The sequence below is a fragment of the Kitasatospora sp. NBC_00240 genome (genome assembly GCF_026342405.1).
GTDB lineage: Bacteria > Actinomycetota > Actinomycetes > Streptomycetales > Streptomycetaceae > Kitasatospora.
In genome coordinates, this window is the sequence record NZ_JAPEMU010000001.1 from 8,030,006 (window position 1) to 8,046,413 (window position 16,408).

The 16,408-nt window shown below is 73.5% G+C and carries 10 protein-coding genes; 3 read left to right on the forward strand and 7 right to left on the reverse strand.

Annotated elements, in window-relative coordinates; genetic code table 11:
• Positions 1-324 precede the first annotated feature (324 nt).
• From OG689_RS34475 to OG689_RS34485, 3 genes are all read left to right on the forward strand, one after another.
• Positions 325-1,179 carry a glutathione S-transferase C-terminal domain-containing protein gene (locus tag OG689_RS34475; protein WP_266324894.1) on the forward strand — a complete coding sequence of 285 codons (855 nt, stop codon included), beginning with the start codon at positions 325-327 and terminating at the stop codon, positions 1,177-1,179.
• Positions 1,180-1,832: 653 nt separating this feature from the next.
• Positions 1,833-2,825 carry a phospholipase gene (locus OG689_RS34480; RefSeq protein ID WP_266324896.1) on the forward strand — a complete coding sequence of 331 codons (993 nt, stop codon included), beginning with the start codon at positions 1,833-1,835 and terminating at the stop codon, positions 2,823-2,825.
• A gap of 242 nt (positions 2,826-3,067) precedes the next feature.
• The gene (locus OG689_RS34485; protein WP_266324898.1) at positions 3,068-4,723 is read left to right on the forward strand and encodes a ricin-type beta-trefoil lectin domain protein; all 1,656 of its coding nucleotides are present in this window, start codon (positions 3,068-3,070) and stop codon (positions 4,721-4,723) included.
• Positions 4,724-4,918: 195 nt separating this feature from the next.
• On the opposite strand, the gene pntB is transcribed toward OG689_RS34485, so the two are convergent.
• From pntB to OG689_RS34520, 7 genes are all read right to left on the reverse strand, one after another.
• Positions 4,919-6,376: a Re/Si-specific NAD(P)(+) transhydrogenase subunit beta gene (gene pntB, locus OG689_RS34490; protein WP_266324900.1), complete on the reverse strand. Its 1,458-nt coding sequence runs from the start codon at positions 6,374-6,376 to the stop codon at positions 4,919-4,921.
• Between the two features lie 5 nt (positions 6,377-6,381).
• A complete protein-coding gene (locus OG689_RS34495; protein WP_266324902.1) occupies positions 6,382-7,950 on the reverse strand; it encodes a Re/Si-specific NAD(P)(+) transhydrogenase subunit alpha in 1,569 nt (522 codons plus the stop codon).
• A 332-nt stretch (positions 7,951-8,282) separates the two neighbouring features.
• Positions 8,283-8,900, reverse strand: coding sequence for a YdeI/OmpD-associated family protein (locus OG689_RS34500; protein WP_266324904.1), 618 nt, complete (start codon positions 8,898-8,900; stop codon positions 8,283-8,285).
• Between the two features lie 132 nt (positions 8,901-9,032).
• On the reverse strand, positions 9,033-10,739 hold the full coding sequence (locus tag OG689_RS34505) for a methyltransferase (RefSeq protein WP_266324906.1): 1,707 nt from the start codon (positions 10,737-10,739) through the stop codon (positions 9,033-9,035).
• A 111-nt stretch (positions 10,740-10,850) separates the two neighbouring features.
• Positions 10,851-12,062 carry a 4-hydroxybenzoate 3-monooxygenase gene (locus tag OG689_RS34510; protein ID WP_266324908.1) on the reverse strand — a complete coding sequence of 404 codons (1,212 nt, stop codon included), beginning with the start codon at positions 12,060-12,062 and terminating at the stop codon, positions 10,851-10,853.
• Between the two features lie 291 nt (positions 12,063-12,353).
• Positions 12,354-12,749, reverse strand: coding sequence for a nuclear transport factor 2 family protein (locus tag OG689_RS34515; RefSeq protein WP_266324910.1), 396 nt, complete (start codon positions 12,747-12,749; stop codon positions 12,354-12,356).
• A 179-nt stretch (positions 12,750-12,928) separates the two neighbouring features.
• A complete protein-coding gene (locus OG689_RS34520) occupies positions 12,929-16,312 on the reverse strand; it encodes a beta-glucosidase (protein ID WP_266324912.1) in 3,384 nt (1,127 codons plus the stop codon).
• Positions 16,313-16,408 lie beyond the last annotated feature (96 nt).

Genomic DNA, 16,408 nt, shown 5'->3' on the forward strand with positions numbered 1-16,408 from the left:
GAGACCCTTGACGCGGCGCGGACGCGGGTCGAGACTCCCAAGCAGGAATCGTCGAGAACAGGCGGGAGAACCGTGAGGCACGCGGAGCCGGTCATCGATGGCGTGGCTCACGCCGTCCGGTCGCTCCCGATGCTGACGTGCCGTCGCCACATCGACCTGCAACGGGTCTGCAGCAGCATGGCAGGGGCGTCCGCCCCCCACAGCCCGGCAGCCGTTCTCCGCTGACCCCGCAGCGGGCAGTCGCACGTCCCGAGCTGCGACCTTCTCTCCCCCCACCCTCTTCGCCGTACGCGTGTCCGCGTGCCGCCGACTCCTGGGAGACCCATGTCCGCCTCGTCCCCGTTCGCCGCAGCCTCCCTCCGCGGCCGCATCGGCCACGACGCCCGCAGCGGCTACTACCCCGTACCGCACCGCTACCGGCTGCACCTCACCCTCGCCTGTCCGCACTGTCTGCAGATCGCCGTCACCCACAGCCTGCTCGGCCTCGACGACACCCTGCCGGTGACCCTGCTGCCCGCGCTGCCGGACGACGGCGACGACGGGTACCTGGCCCTGCGACCGCTGTACGAGGCGACCTCGCACCAGCACCCCGGACCGGCCGCGGCGCCGGTGCTCAGCGACGACTGGAGCGGACGGATCGTCAGTACCGACCCGGCCGAGATCCTCACCGACCTGGCCGGGCGGTTCCCCGGCCCGGACCTCCGCCCGCGCGGTGCCGAGGCGGCCGTCGCGGCGGTCCGGCAGTTGTGCGAGCGGACAATCAACACCCCGGCCCAGCTCGCGGGTCGCTCCGACGCCACCCCGGTCGAACGCGCCGGGGCGCTGGGGGTCCTGCTCGACGGGCTGGCCGCGATCGAACGCCGTCTGGACCACCTGCCGTACCTGCTGGGCGAGGACCTGACCTTGGCGGACGTGGAGCTCTGGGTGACCCTGGTCCGTCTGGACACGGTGCACCGCTGGCACCTGGACGCCGCCGCCGTGCAGGACATCGCCGGGCATTCCCGGGTGTGGTCCTACGCCGGCCGGCTGGCCGGGCACCCCGCCTTCGGCCGCCACCTCGACCTGGACGGCATCGCGCGCCGCCACCACACCCGTTGCCTGGGCAAGGAGGCCGCCGGGGCGGCGATCCAGATCGTGGACTGGGCCGAGCACGCGCAGGGGCGGGTGTACTCCGGCTGAGTGCGGCCGGGGCGCGGCCCGGCCGGCCGTGCCGACGACGCGGCCGGCGGGCGGACCGGGCGGCGGCACCGAGGACGAAGGGCTGGCGGAAGCTGGTGGAACATGTCGGTGCGGTAGGGCAGTTCGAGTGAGCCGTGGCCCCGTGGGGGGCGGGCGGGGGCGGCCGTGCTCTGGTACGCGCCGAGCAACTTCCTGACGCTCCAGCAGCAGGCCCACCCCGAGGCCGGCCTGCCCGCGGGCTGCCGGGGCCGTCCGTCCGGTAGGGCGAGGGCTGGCAGGGCGAGGGTCGGTGGGGCCGTCCGTCCGGCAGGGCGAGGCCGGCAGGGCGAGGGTCGGTGGGGCAATTCTTGGTCATGTTCACGTCGACTTTGCCGTACGGCGGCAGGCGGCGGAGGCGCCGTCCGGTCGCTCGATGCCCCCGCATGAACGGCCTGTGAGCGTCCGGCCGGACGCCGAGCGGGTTGGCCGGGATCCGACCTGGCGCCTCGCCCGGCCCGGTGGGCCCGGGGCAGAGTGGGTGCGACCGATCGGCCCGGGCCCACCGGGCCGGGCGAGGCCCTCGGCGGGGCTGCCACGACCGAGGTGGCGTGCCGGCGCCCTGCACGGTCGGCGCGCCGGCTCCGGGCCGGCAACCGACATGAAGGAGTACGCCCTTGTCCACTCACCTCGGGCACGGCGATCAGCGCCGGCGGTCGCTGCCGGCGCTGATCGCCGTGCTGTGCGGGATGATCGGGGTGACCCTGGCGGGCGCCACCCCGGCGGCGGCCGCCGACCAGCGTCACCCGATCTACGCGATCGCGCACCGGGTCGACACCCTGGACGGCGTGGACGCCGCGCTCGACCACGGCGCCAACGGCATCGAGATCGACGTGTGCGCCTGGTGGAACCCGAACGAATGGCGGGCGTACCACGACTGTTCGTCGGCCGGTGACAACCGGCTGGGCCCCAGCTTCGACAGCATGATCGACCGTATCGTCGCCAGGGCCGCCGCGGGGCGCCGGCTCGCACTGGTCTGGCTGGACATCAAGGACCCGAACTACTGCGGGGAGCAGCCGAACCGCGGGTGCAGCGTCGCCGGACTGCGCGACAAGGCGCAGCGGCTGACGGCCGCCGGCATCCAGGTCCTCTACGGCTTCTACGAGTACCACGGCGGCAGCACCCCGGACGTCGGCGGCCGGGGCTGGCAGAGCCTGGAGGGCAGGCTCGGCCCGCTGGAGGGCATCACCACGACCGGCACCCGCGACCAGGTCCGCGGCGCCTTCGACCGCTCCGGTGCCGGGTTCCCGGCCGGGCGCCGGGCGATGGACTACGGCGACAGCGACATCACCAAGGGCTTCGGGAACTGCACCGAGGCCACCTGGAACACCTGCGCGGAACTGAGGAAGGGCGCCGGGGACCGCGCCGCCGGACAGCTCGCGGCCACGCTGTCCTGGACTACGACCTACAACGATCCCTGGTACGTCGACAAGCTGCTGGGCGACGCGGGGGTGGACGGCATCATCGCGGGATACGGCGCCTTCACCGGAGTACGCGAGTACGACCGCGGCTGGCAGTGCGCCAACGCCGTGGGCCTCGTCCGGGACTGGGTGAGCCGCCACAGCGCCACCCATCGCCTGGCCACCGCTGGTGACCGCCTGTTCAGGTAGCGGCGGCCCCGGCGCGGAGCCGGACCGCTCCGCGCCCCGGGGGCCTCGCGAGCCGGTGCGGGAGGACGGCCGGCTCCGCCCGGGACCGCACCGGGGCGCGGTTCGGCGTCGCCAGCATCGCTTTCGCCACAACGAGCTTGAGAGTTCGTCAGCTTCGTCGACCCGCCGTCGCAGGCGGGCGGCAGCTGGAAGAATCACCCGGGCAGCCATCGGCGTCTCGTGATTCGGCAGGACCCTTGCGCATGGAACCTCTCAAGGTCGGCGATCCGCGACAGGTGGGCCCGTACCACCTGCTGGGGCGCCTCGGTCGCGGCGGGATGGGCCAGGTGTTCGTGGGCCGGTCGCCCGGCGGGCGGGTGGTCGCGGTGAAGGTGGTCCACCCTGAGATCGCCGGCGACGCGCAGTTCCGCCGCCGGTTCGCCCACGAGGTCGCCGCCGCGCGACGGGTCGGTGGCTTCTACACCGCCCAGGTGGTCGACGCGGATCCCGGTGCCGATCCGCCCTGGCTGGTCACCGCCTACGTGCCCGGTCCGTCGTTGCAGCAGGCGGTCGACGCGCACGGGCCGTTGCCGGCCGGTGCCGTCGGCGCCCTGGGGGCCGGTCTGGCGGAGGCGCTGACCGCGATCCACGGCGCGGGCCTGGTGCACCGTGACCTCAAGCCCGGCAACATCCTCCTCGCCGCCGACGGCCCCCGTGTGATCGACTTCGGCATCTCCCGGGGCCTGGACGGGACGCACATCTCGACCACCATCGTCGGAACTCCCGGATTCATGTCCCCCGAGCAGGCGAAAGGTCTGGACGTCGGGCCGCCCGGCGACGTGTTCGCCCTGGGAGCGGTACTGATGTTCGCCGCGACCGGACGCGGCCCCTTCGGCGCGGGGTCGATCGAATCGATCGTGTACCGGATCGTGCACGCCGACCCCGACCTGACCGGGCTTCCGGCGCCGCTCGCCGAACTGGTCGGTACCTGCCTGGCCAAGGACCCGGCCCGACGGCCCGCCCTGGCCGATGTCCTGCACCTGCTGGCCGGGCCCGCCGCGACGGCCGGCCGGTGGATCCCGTCCGCCGTCACCCGCATGATCGCCGAGCGCGAAGGCGAGCTGTCCGACCAGGTGGGCACACTCTCGATGACGGTCGTCGCTGCTGACCCGTCGGCCGCTCGCACCACGCCCCTGGGGCAGGTCCCCCCTCTCCTCCCGCCGGGCGCGTGGTCGGCGCCGCGCCCGCCCCGCCGCATGGCCCTGCGGGCCGTGATCGCGCTGTGCGCCGTGTCGCTCGCGGCCGGCGGCGCGATCGGCATCCGGACCGCACTGGCTCACCACGCCGACCGGGCGCAGGGCGCGGCCCCGTCCGGGCCGCAGAGCCCCGCGCCGCTGCCGACTTCTCCCGCGGGCAGCCGTGACCTGCCGACTTCTCCCGCGAGCAGCCGTGACCTGCCGTCGGCCGCCGCGCCGCGCAGCCCGGCCCCGTTGCCGGCCCTTCCGGTGAAGAGCCCCGCCGCACCGTCGGTGTCCGCGCCGGGCCCGGTCACCCACTCCGCCAGCGGGCTGTGCGTGGACACCGAAGGCCCGCAGCACGCCGACGTCACCCTGCGGATCAGCGACTGCGGATACTTCAGCGGCCAGATCTGGAGCTACCGCGAGTCCGGGCACTCCCTCGTCAACCCGCCCAGCGGGCTCTGCCTCGACACCGCGGGGCCGCCGGTGGCCGGCCTCGACGTGGTGCTCAGACCGTGCGGGAACTTCACCGGCCAGCAATGGGCGTACGACGCCGTCACGTCCCGGATCACCAACCTGCCGAGCGGCCTGTGCCTGGACACGGCCGGCCCTCCGGCCGACTACGTCAAGCTGGTGCTCAACACCTGCGGGAACCGGACCGGTCAGAGCTGGCAGTTGTGAGTGGGCCTTCGACCAGGCGCGGGCCCCGGGTGATGCCGTGCGGCTTCGGCGCCGGCCAGGTCCGCCGGACCGACGGGCGGAGGGGTTCGCCAGGGGTCCGAGGCCGAGCGGGCGGACCGCCCGGGCCGTCGGGCCCGGGCGGTCCGCTCAGGGGCGGTGCAAGGCGGTGCAAGGCGGTGCAAGGTGGTGCAAGGCCTAGCCGGCCGCCGTCGGCTGACGGGCGGCGAGAGCCTCCTGGGCCTGGCCGGGGAGGGCCTGGAGGATCGCGTCCACGCTCTGCTTGGCGTCACCGAAGAGCATGCCGCTGTTCTCGCGGAAGAACAGCGGGTTCTGGACTCCCGCGTAGCCGGACGCCATCGAGCGTTTGAAGACGATCACCTGCTCCGCCTCCCACACCCGTAGCACCGGCATGCCGGCGATGGGGCTCGACGGGTCGTCGAGGGCGGCCGGGTTGACGGTGTCGTTGGCGCCGATGACGAGGACGACGGAGGTGTCGGCGAAGTCGTCGTTGATCTCGTCCATCTCCAGGACGATGTCGTACGGCACCTTCGCCTCCGCCAGCAGCACGTTCATGTGCCCCGGCAGGCGCCCGGCCACCGGATGCACGCCGAAGCGGACCTCGACGCCGCGCTCGCGCAGCCGGCGGGTCAGCTCCGCCACCGGGTGCTGGGCCTGGGCCACCGCCATCCCGTAACCGGGCGTGATGATCACGGTCCGGGCCCGGGCGAGCAGCTCGGCGGTCTCCTCGGCGCGGATCTCGCGGTGCTCCCCCTGCTCCTCGTCCCCGCCGGACGGGGCCTCGACGCCGAAGCCGCCGGCGATGACCGAGAGGAAGGAGCGGTTCATCGCCCGGCACATGATGTACGACAGGTAGGCGCCGGAGGATCCGACCAGAGCCCCGGTGACGATCAGCAGGTTGTTGTCGAGCAGGAAGCCCGCGGCGGCGGCGGCCCAACCCGAGTAGCTGTTCAGCATCGACACCACGACGGGCATGTCGCCGCCGCCGATCGAGGCGACCAGATGCCAGCCGAGCGTCAGTGCCACGAGGGTCACCGCGATCATCAGGCCCAGGTTCGGGCGCACGGTGAACCAGACCGTCAGTCCCGCGAACGCGGCCAGCGCCCCCAGGTTGAGGATGTTCTTGCCGGGCAGCGTCAGCGGGCGCGAGGCGATCCGGGCGGACAGCTTCAGGAAGGCCACGACGGAGCCGGTGAAGGTGACCCCGCCGATGAAGATGCCGATGAAGACCTCGGCGTGGTGGATGCCCAGCAGGTCGCCGGCGACCAGCGTCTGGGCCGAGCCGTGGGCCTCGACCTCCAGGTAGGCGCTCCAGCCGACCAGGACGGCGGCGAGGCCGACGAAGCTGTGCAGGACGGCGATGAGTTCGGGCATCTGCGTCATCTCGACGCGCTGCGCCCGCCAGAGGCCCGCCGCACCGCCGATCACCATCGCGAGGACGATCAGGGCGACCGCGCCGGCGGTGATGCTCTGCGCCGCCAGGACGACGGTGGCGACCAGCGCGAGGGCCATGCCGGCGATGCCGTAGACGACGCCGGCACGCGAGGTCCGGTGCTGCGACAGCCCGGCCAGGCTGAGGATGAACAGCAGGGCGGCGACCAGGTCCGCGGCGTGCGAGGCCGTGGTGGAAGTCATCGGGCTCAGCGCCTTTCGGGGGCGGTCGAGAACATGTTCAGCATGCGGCGGGTGACGGCGAAGCCGCCGAAGATGTTCACGCTCGTCAGCAGCACCGCCACCGACGACAGCGCGGTCACGATCCAGCTCTCGTGGCCGATCTGCACCAGGGCGCCGATCACCACGATCCCGGAGATCGCGTTGGTCACCGACATCAGCGGGGTGTGCAGCGCGTGGTGGACCTTGCCGATGACGTAGTAGCCGATCACCACCGCCAGCGCGAACACCGTGAAGTTCTCCGCCAGTTGGGCCGGCGCGAAGGCGATCAGCAGGAAGACCGCCAGCATCCCCAGGCCGAGCAGGCCGAACCGTACCGCCGGGGTGAGCCGGGACTGTTTCGGCTCCGCCGGCACGGCAGGGGCCGCGGGCGCGGTGTCGGGCGCGGCCGACACGGCCACCGGGGGTGGCGGCCAGGTGACCTCGCCCGCCCGGACCACCGTCACGGCCCGCTGGACCACGTCGTCGAAGTCGATGACCAGCCGGCCGTCCTTGCCGGGCGTCAGCAGCTTCAGCAGGTTCACCAGGTTGGTGGCGAACAACTGCGACGCCTGGGTGGCCAGCCGTCCGGCCAGGTCGGTGTAGCCGATGATGGTGACACCGTTGCCGGTGACCACCGCCCGGCCGGCCACGGTGCCCTCGACGTTGCCGCCCTGCGCGGCGGCCATGTCGACGATGACACTGCCCGGCTTCATCGCCGCCACGTCCTCGGCCGTGACCAGCCGAGGGGCGGGGCGGCCGGGGATCAGCGCGGTCGTGACGATGATGTCCACGTCCTTGGCCTGCTCGTGGTAGAGCGCGGCGGCGGCGCGGTCGTAGTCGGCGGAGGTCGCCTTGGCGTAGCCGTCGGTGCCGGCCTCCTGGGCGACGTCGACGGGCAGGTACTCGCCGCCCAGCGAGCGGACCTGGTCCGCGACCTCGGGCCGCGGATCGGTGGCGCGGACGATCGCGCCCAGACTGGACGCCGCGCCGATGGCGGCGAGTCCGGCCACGCCGACGCCCGCCACGAGGACCTTGGCGGGCGGCACCTTGCCCGCGGCGGTGACCTGGCCGGTGAAGAAGCGCCCGAACACGTGGGCCGCCTCGATCACCGCCCGGTACCCCGCGATGTTCGCCATCGAGCTGAGCACGTCCATCGACTGCGCCCGCGAGATCCGCGGGACGGCGTCCAGCGCCAGCGCCGTGACGCCGCGCGAGGACAGTGCGCCCACCAGCTCGGGGCGCTGCGCCGGCGAGAGCAGGCCGACGAGGGTGGTGTCGGCGCGCAACCGGGCCGTCTCGTCGTCCGACGGCGCGTTGACCTTGAGGACCACCTCGGCGGCCCAGGCGTCGCCGATGCTCGCGCCGGCCTCGGTGTAGGCCGCGTCGGTGAACCCGGAGGCGGTGCCGGCCTGCGACTCGACGACGACCTGGTAGCCGAGGTCGAGCAGCTGCCGCACCGTCGCGGGCGTCGCGGCGACGCGGGTCTCCCCGGGTGTCGACTCGGCGACCACGCCGATGCGCTGGGGTGGGTGGTGGGTCGGGACCTGTGCAGACATGTCTGGTGTCTCTCTCGTCGGAGGCGCTGCTGACCGGGTATCTGCGACAGCGGGGGACAGATTGGCCCGCTGGCGCAGGAACGTACACCTACCCGGGGCCCCGGACCGATACCGTGAGGCAGTGATTAGCCTCACTGCGTGAACGAAGGCGGCGGACGGGTGGTCCCCGCCCAGGTCAGAGGCCTCGGCCGGACCGACTCACCGGGCGGTTGGTCGGGCGCCGGCCGAACTCGACCGGAGACTGCCCGAGTTGTACAGCTGGCACTCCGACATCCGGGCCGTGCCGCCGACCCTGTGCCGCCGACCTTGCGCCGCCGACCCTGTGTCGTCCCCTACGTCGTCGCGTCGACCGTCGTGTCCTCCCCACCGCTGCGTCCTTCCTCGGCGAGGCGTCGCACCGTTCGCTCCAGGCGGGTCTGCCGGACCTGGGGTGTGGGGGTCTGGAGGAGGGGGAGGGCGGTGAGGTAGCGGCCGGTGCGGTCGAGGGCCTGGAAGGCGCGGTCGGCCGCCGGGTCGGCCGCCAGCGCGGCGGCGAGGTCCTCGGGGACGGTGGCGTTGCGCTGGGACCGGTAGGCGCGTGCCCAGCGCCCGTCGGCCTGCGCGCGGCGGACTTCGGCGAAGCCCGGTTCGCGCATCCGGCCCTCGGCGGTGAGGACCGCCACCTTCTCGACGTTGACCTGCGACCAGAGGCTGCCCGGCCGCCGGGGGACGTACTTCTGCAGGTAGTACCGCTCGTCGAGGCCACGCCGCTGACCGGAGATCCAGCCGTAGCACAGGCCCACGTCGACCGCCTGGTCGCTGGTCAGTGACGGGATCCCGGAGGCTTTCCTGGCCAGCTTCAACCAGACTCCCTCGTAGCGGGTGTGATGGACGCTCAGCCAGCCGGTGAATGCCTGCTCGTCGGCGAAGGGCAGGACCTCGACCCCGTCGAGCTGCTCCGTGTTCTCCATCCGGCCAGGCTAGTCGGGTGGGGTGCCGGCGCGGGGGTCCGCCGGACGGCCGGTGGCGCTGGCGCCCGCTCCCGGGCCGGGGAGGCCAGGGAGCGGACGGGGACGCGAGGCGGGGGAGGGTTCGGACCTCCGCTACCGGCCGACGGGGTGCGGCGCGGCAGCCGGACGGGCGTGCAGCACGCTGCCGTCCAGCGGCAGCGGCGCGTGGCCGACGAGGACGAGCCCCGCGTCGGCGAGGAGCCGGGCGTAGTGGTCGGCGCGCCGTTCACGGCCTCCGACGTTGCACCGCATGTGCAGGTCCCAGGCCGTGGCCAGCGAGGCCGAGTCGTCGGCGGGCAGCAGGCGTTCGACGATCAGCAGGTCGGCGTCGGCGGGCATGGCGCGGGCGCAGTGGCGCAGGATCTCGCGGCACCGCTCGTCGTCCCAGTCGTGCAGGATGCGGGAGAGGATGTAGACGTCACCGTCCGGTGGTACGTCCGCGAAGTCGCCCGCCCGGTGGACGCAGCGCCCGCCGAGGCCGGCGGCCTCCATGGTGCGGCGCGCCGCTTCGAGGACGTGCGGGCGTTCGAGCAGGACACCGTCCAGGCGTGGGTGGGCGGTGAGGATGCGGCCGAGCAGGGCCCCGTTCCCGCCCGCGATGTCGACGACGGTCCGGCGGCCGGGCGCGTTGCTGGCGGCCGTGACGACGGGGTGCTCGGTGAGCGGGGCGAACATGCGTGAACCGGCGGCCATCGAGAGGTCGAAGAGTTCGGCGAGTTCCGGGTCCCGGGCGAAGTGCTCGAAGTGGTTCTCGCCGAAGAGGTGGTCGAAGGCGGCCTCTCCGGTCCGTAGGGTGTGACCGAGTGCGCCGAAGGACCGGTAGAACGGGCCGCCGTACATCAGGGCCAGCGGTCGCATGGAGTCCGGGGCGTCCGCGCGGAGCAGCGCGCCGAGCTCGGTGAGCCGGAAGCCGTCCCCCTCGGTCGCCACCAGGCCCAGCATGCCGAGGTAGCGCAGCAGCGTCGCCATGCTCGCCGGATCGGCGCCGACCGCCCGCGCCAGCGTCCCGGCGTCGGATCCCGACCCGGTGCACATGGCGTCGGGCACCCGCAGCTCGGCGAAGACGGCCAGGGCCTGGGTGGTCCACGCTCCGGTCATCAGGCGCAGGAGCGTTTCGGCGGAGTTCCGTGCCCGGTGCTCGTCCAGGTGGGCGGCGAGGACGTCGCGGTGGTCGCCGGGCGCGTAGAGCTCCACCCGCCGGTAGCCGGCCTTGGTGTCGGTGGGCGCGGTGAAGTAGAACACCGTGCCGTCCTCGTGCGGGTTGTACCCGCCGCCGTCGGCCGTCGCGCCGTGCCGCGCGAAGATCGCGCACATGCCGCGCAGGACCAGTGGATCCGGGCGCTCGATCTCGAAGGCGAGGTGCGCCTCGTGCTCCCGGACGCGTTCCTGCTCGGCGATCCCGGTGAGATCGGAGCCCGGCGGCACGGGCAGGGTGAACAGCTCGACGGTCCGGCGCGTCCCGTCATGGCCGGCCACGGGCGGGCGGAGGATCCGCACGTCGAGGTCGGCCGCGTCGCGCCGGTGCCGGGCGGCGAGCCGGTCCCGGACGACCACGCTGGGCTGCGGGGGCACGTCGGCGGACAGCCCGCAGTCGGCCAGGACGGTGTGCAGCGCTTCGGGGGCCGGCGGGAAGACCAGGAGCGCGGCGTGCGAGAACCGGCAGCGGTCCACCAGGGCCCGCAGTTCCAGGGCGTCCAGGCCGGGCAGGAGCAGCGGCAGCAGGGCGGCGGTGTCCTGCCGGCGGACGAAGTCGACCGTCTCGACCAGGCGGTCGGTGTCGGTCGTGAAGGAAGTGGGCATGGCGAAGCGTTCTCGATTCGGGTGTCGGTGAAGGTCGTACTCGCCCGAAGGCCGGTACTCGATTGGAGACCGGCCCGCGGGCGCGTTCCGGTGCGCGGACGAAAGCGGATCTCAGACGCCGACGTAGTGTTCGGCGAACCAGTCCTGGGAGCTGCGCGAGGTGCTCAGCGACGCGAGGCGGGAGCGGCGCAGGGAGTCCTCGAACGTCGACCCGCCGTCCGGGCCGGGGGCGCGGTGCAGCAGCCGGACCATCCACCGGGAGAACTCCTGCGCGCGCCAGATGTGCTCCAGGCACTGCGCCGAGTAGCGTGCGAGCCCGTCGGGGTTGCCGTGGCCGAGGTCGTCGATCAGGGCGAGCGCGAGGATCTCGGCCTCCAGCACCGCGAGGTTCGCGCCCTTGGCCGCGGACGGGCTGAGCAGGCTCGCGGCGTCGCCCGCGAGGAAGAGCGAGCCGTGCCGCAGGGGTTCGAGCACGTCGGACTCGAGGTTCACCACGGCACGTTCGAGGACCGGGCCGCGGCGCAGCGGGCCGTAGTCCGCGGCCCGCATCCGCAGCGACAGCTCGTCCCAGATCCGGTCCTCGGACCATGCGTCGGGTGAGGTGCCGCGCTCGCACTGCAGGTAGTAGCGCGTGATCTCGGGCGTGCGTGCCATGTGCCCGGCGAAGCCGCGGGGGTGCACGGCGTAACCCACCGCGTCCAGGCTCGGCGGCGCCTGGGCGAGCAGGCCGAGCCAGGAGACGCCGTGGTCGAGGTGATGGCGGCGGACCGCGCCGGGCGGGAGCGAGCGCCGGGCGGCGCCGTGCCGGCCGTCGCAGCCGGCGACGTACCTGCCCTGCCAGCTGCCGGTGCTGCCGTCGGCCTCCCGCACGGTGACGGTCGGGCGGGCGCCGTCCGCGTCCCGGACGGTGAGCGCCTCGGTGCCGAAACGCACGCGGCCGCCGGTGTCCAGGTATCGCGTCAGCAGGTCCGTCACCAGTTCGTGCTGCGGGTAGACGGTGTGTGGCTCCCCCCGGCCGAGGCTGCCGTAGTCGAGGCGGAAGCGGCCGTCCTCGGTGCGGAACTCGCAGGTCGAGTGCTGCCGGCCGCGCCGGTGGAGGCCTCCGGCCAGGCCGTGCCGCTCCAGGATCCGTACGGTGTTCGCGGCGAGGAAGCCGGCCCGCGAGCGGGACTGGACCTGTGCGCGGGTGGCGCGCTCCAGGACGACGCAGTCGACCCCGTTCGTCTGCAGCAGGTTCCCGAGCACCAGTCCGGCGGGCCCGGCGCCGAGGATGACCACGTCGGCCTTGTCACGTAATGCTCTTGTGCTCTGAGTGTCCGTCACAGAAAAAGATCATAGACAGTGGCAAACGTCCCGCAGGGGCAGATTCACTCGTACGGACGCAGCGGGCCTGTGACGGCCGATCGTCGGTCTTCGTGCCGCTGCGTCGTGCCCTCGCCGGGCGGCCGGGACGGCCTCGTCGGCGGTTCGGGACGGCGGCCCGGGGCACCGGCTCGGTCGATGCCGGGGAGCGGCCCGGTGACGGCCGGACCGCCGGGGAGCGCATCAGGGGGCCGGGGGTCCGGGGAGCCGGGGCCCGGTGACGGCCGGACCTGCCGAAGGGAAGGTGCCGGCTCAGTCCTGCGCGAGGGCGCCGGCGGCCGGCCACCTGCCGCCCGGGGGCATCTCCAGGCGCTCGGTCAGTGGCTGCCGCCAGGCGGGCGGGGTGAACGGCTCGCCCCAGTAGTCGGTCACCCGGACCGCCTGCCCGTCGTTCAGCTCGGCGATCGAGACGTTCCGGTACACCCGGCCGTCGCCGTAGTCGGTGCTCCACTCGACGACGACGGTGTCGCCGCAGGTGTGCCGGCTCCCCACCGCGAGCCGTAGGCCGACGAAGTGCGACTCCACCTCGGCGATGCGCGCCCGGCCGCGGACGAGTTCGCCGCTCTGCGGCCACTGCCGCACCGCGTCCTCGGCGAGCTGGACACCGAGGACGCGTTCCAGGCGGGTCGGGTTCGGGGGTTCTCCCATACGGCGCACAGTAGAACCGATCGCCCCGGCACTCGCGTAGGCGCGCTGCCCGCGAGGCCGGATCGGCGGGGAGCCCGGGTCGGGCTGTCGGTCCACCGCGCGGGCACGGCACCGTCGCGGCGGCCGACGGCCGGCGCGACCCGGGGCCGCCGCAGGCGCTGCGGCGGCCCCGGTGCGTGTCACCCGTAGGCGGTGAACTCGGTGATCGACCACCAGGAGGCGGCGGTGCCGGTCTGCACGACCTTCACGTAGCGGGCGTTCTGTGCGGGGAAGTCGACCGTCACCACGGCGCCGGTGCCGTTGCCGGACGCCACGGCCGATCCCCACGAGACGCCGTCCGTGGACAGGAGGACCTGGTAGCCCCGGGCGTAGTCGTTGGCGCTGCCACCGGAGTCCATGGTGATCCGGGCCAGCGACCGCACCGCACCGGTGTCCACCGTCACGGACTGCCCCGGAGCCATCGGTGCGCCCGAGGACCAGCGCGAACCCGCGTTCCCGTCCAGCATGTTGGCCGGGACGTCAGCGCCGCCCGTCGAGGACGCCGACGCCGACCAGCCCGTCCGCGGCAGCACCGTCGACCCGCCGCCACCCGAACCACCGCCGTTGGTGTACGCGTTGAACTCGGTGATCGACCACCAGGAGGTGGCGGTGCCGGTCTGCACGACCTTCACGTAGCGGGCGTTCTGTGCGGGGAAGTCGACCGTCACCACGGCGCCGGTGCCGTTGCCGGACGCCACGGCCGATCCCCACGAGACGCCGTCCGTGGACAGGAGGACCTGGTAGCCCCGGGCGTAGTCGTTGGCGCTGCCACCGGAGTCCATGGTGATCCGGGCCAGCGACCGCACCGCACCGGTGTCCACCGTCACGGACTGCCCCGGAGCCATCGGTGCGCCCGAGGACCAGCGCGAACCCGCGTTCCCGTCCAGCATGTTGGCCGGGACGTCAGCGCCGCCCGTCGAGGACGCCGACGCCGACCAGCCCGTCCGCGGCAGCTGGGTCAGCCCGCCGCCCGTTCCGCCACCGGTGGTGACGGTGGTCCGGCCGGTCAGGCGGATGTCCCGGGAGGAGGAGCCGACCGAGACGGTGTGGGCGCCGGCGGCCGTCGTCCAGGAGCCTGCCCAGTACTGGAAGCTGCGGGCGTCGAGGGTGAGCGCGACGTGCTTGGTCTGCCCGGGGTCGAGGGCGACCTTCTGGAAGCCCCGCAGGTTCTTCGGCGGTTCACCGGCGGTGGCCGGCTGGCCGACGTAGACCTGGGCGACCTCGGCGCCGGCCCGGGTGCCGGTGTTGCTGACGTCGAACCCGACGGCGACGTTGCCGGCGGCGTCGGGGGCGGAGACGGTGAGGCCGGAGTAGCCGAAGGTGGTGTACGAGAGGCCGTACCCGAAGGGGTAGAGCGGCTCCTTGTTCTTCGCGTCGTACCAGCGGTACCCGACGTTCACGCCCTCCGAGTACTGCACGCTGCCGTTCTGCCCGGGCCACTGCGCGGTGGTCGAGGCGGGCACGTCCGCGAGCGACTTGGGGAAGGTGACGGGCAGCTTGCCGGAGAAGTTGACGTCGCCGTAGAGCAGCGAGGCGATCGCGCTGCCGGCCTCCTGCCCCGGGTACCAGTTGGCGACGATGCCCTGCACCGCGCCGGCCCACGGCATGGTGACCGCGGAGCCGCTGTTGACGACCACGACGGTGCGCGGGTTGGCGGCGGCGACGTCGGCGACGAGCCGGTTCTGCTCCGCCGACAGGTCGATGTCGCGCAGGTCGGAGCCCTCGGACTGGAAGTCGCTGACGAAGACCAGGGCGAGCTCGGAGGCGCGGGCGGCCGTCACGGCCTGGTCGTGGGCGCTCTGACCGGGGACCTGCCAGCCGAGGGAGGCGCTGCTGCCCCCGCCGGCCTGGTAGTAGTCCACCTCGATGCTGACGGGCTGCCCGGCGGTCAGCGTGATGCTGCCGGTGCGGGTCGTCGGGCCCTGGTTGTACCAGTTGTTGATGACCTGCTGGCCGCCCACGATCAGGCGGCTGCCGTCGTCGCTGTTGAGCGAGAACTGGTAGCTGCCGGTGGTCGGCGGGGTCAGCGTGCCGGTCCACTTGACCGACCAGTTGGTGGCGTTGACCCCGTCGGCGGGTGACTGCCCGCCCCACGCGGTGTCGACGGCCGCGTCGACCCGGCTCGCCACCACGGCGCCCGACAGGTCGGTGCTGTTGTGGTACTCGCCGTAAAGGCCGGTGCCGGTGCCCGTGGACGGCTTGAGCGCGGAGGTCGGCACCGGCGGCAGGGAGCCGTCCGCGGACGGCACGCCCTGCGCGAAGGTGACCGTCGTACCCGCGCCCGCCCGGGACTTGATGCCCTGGAAGGGCGTCACGACGTGCGGGGCGTTGACGTTGGCGCTGCCCCCGCCCTGGGTCATCACACCGGCCCCGGCGTCGTCGCCGATCACCGCGATCGAGCGGACCGACGGAGCCACCGGCAGCACCGAGGCGCTGTTCTTCAGCAGGACGCTGCCCTCCTGCGCGACCTTCTGCGAGACGGCGGCGTTCGCGGCGGAGGTGACGACGGCGTCCCGGTTGCCGCTCTGGGCGCGGTCGAAGAGCCCGCGGCGGAACATCGACACCAGCACCCGCCGGGTGTGGTCGTCGATCGTCGCCTGCGACACCTGGCCGGAGTTGACCGCGTTGGTCAGTGCGGTGCCGTAGTAGTCGCTGCCCGGCATCTCCACGTCGAGGCCGTTGTCGGCGGAGGCGACGGTGGAGTGGGTGGCTCCCCAGTCCGCGGTGACGAAGCCCTTGAAGCCGAGGTCGCCCTTGAGGACGCCGTTCTGGAGCGGGCCGTTCTCGCAGGCGAAGGCGCCGTTGACGGCCGAGTACGAGCACATCGCGGAGTCGACGCCCTGCTTGACCGCGGCCTCGAACGCCGGCAGGTAGATCTCGCGCTCCGCCCGGTCGGAGATCACGGCGTTGTCGGCGATGCTGTTGCGGTTGGTCTCCTGGTTGTAGACCGCGAAGTGCTTCACCTGCGCCATCGGGCCCTGGCTCTGGATGCCCGCGATGTCGGCCGCGCCGATCTGCCCGGCCAGGTACGGGTCTTCGCCGAAGGACTCGAAGGCCCGGCCCCAGCGCGGGTCGCGGACGATGTTGACCGTCGGCGCGAGCACGACGTTGGTGCCCTTGCCCCACTGCTCGCCGCCGAGCACCTGCCCGTACTCGCGCATCAGCGCCGGATCCCAGCTGGCCGCACCGGCCACCGGGGCCGCCAGCTGCGTCACGCCGGTCAGGCCGTCGCCGGCGCCCACCGGGCCGTCCTGGAAGTGCAGTGCGGGGATGCCGAGCCGGGTGTTGGCCGGGATGCAGCCCGCGTAGCCGCAGGACGGGCCGCCGTGCAGCATCGTGAGTTTCTCGGCCTGGGTCATCGCGGTGAGCAGTTCGTCGGCCCGCTGCTCGGGAGTCTGGGCCGCGTTGGTCCACGGCTGGTCGGCGGCCCGCGCCACCGGGCCGCCGAAGGTGGCGAGGGCACCGGCCACCAGCAGGGCGGCGAGTGGCCCTGCGAGGGCGGATCGCGGTTTCTGACGACGCACGAGGACTCCTGACGGCGGAGGTGACGCAGGACCCGCGGCTCGGGTGGGGGCGCGTGCCGCGGGCCCCGCACAGGGGGTGGGGGCGTGCGGGTGCCG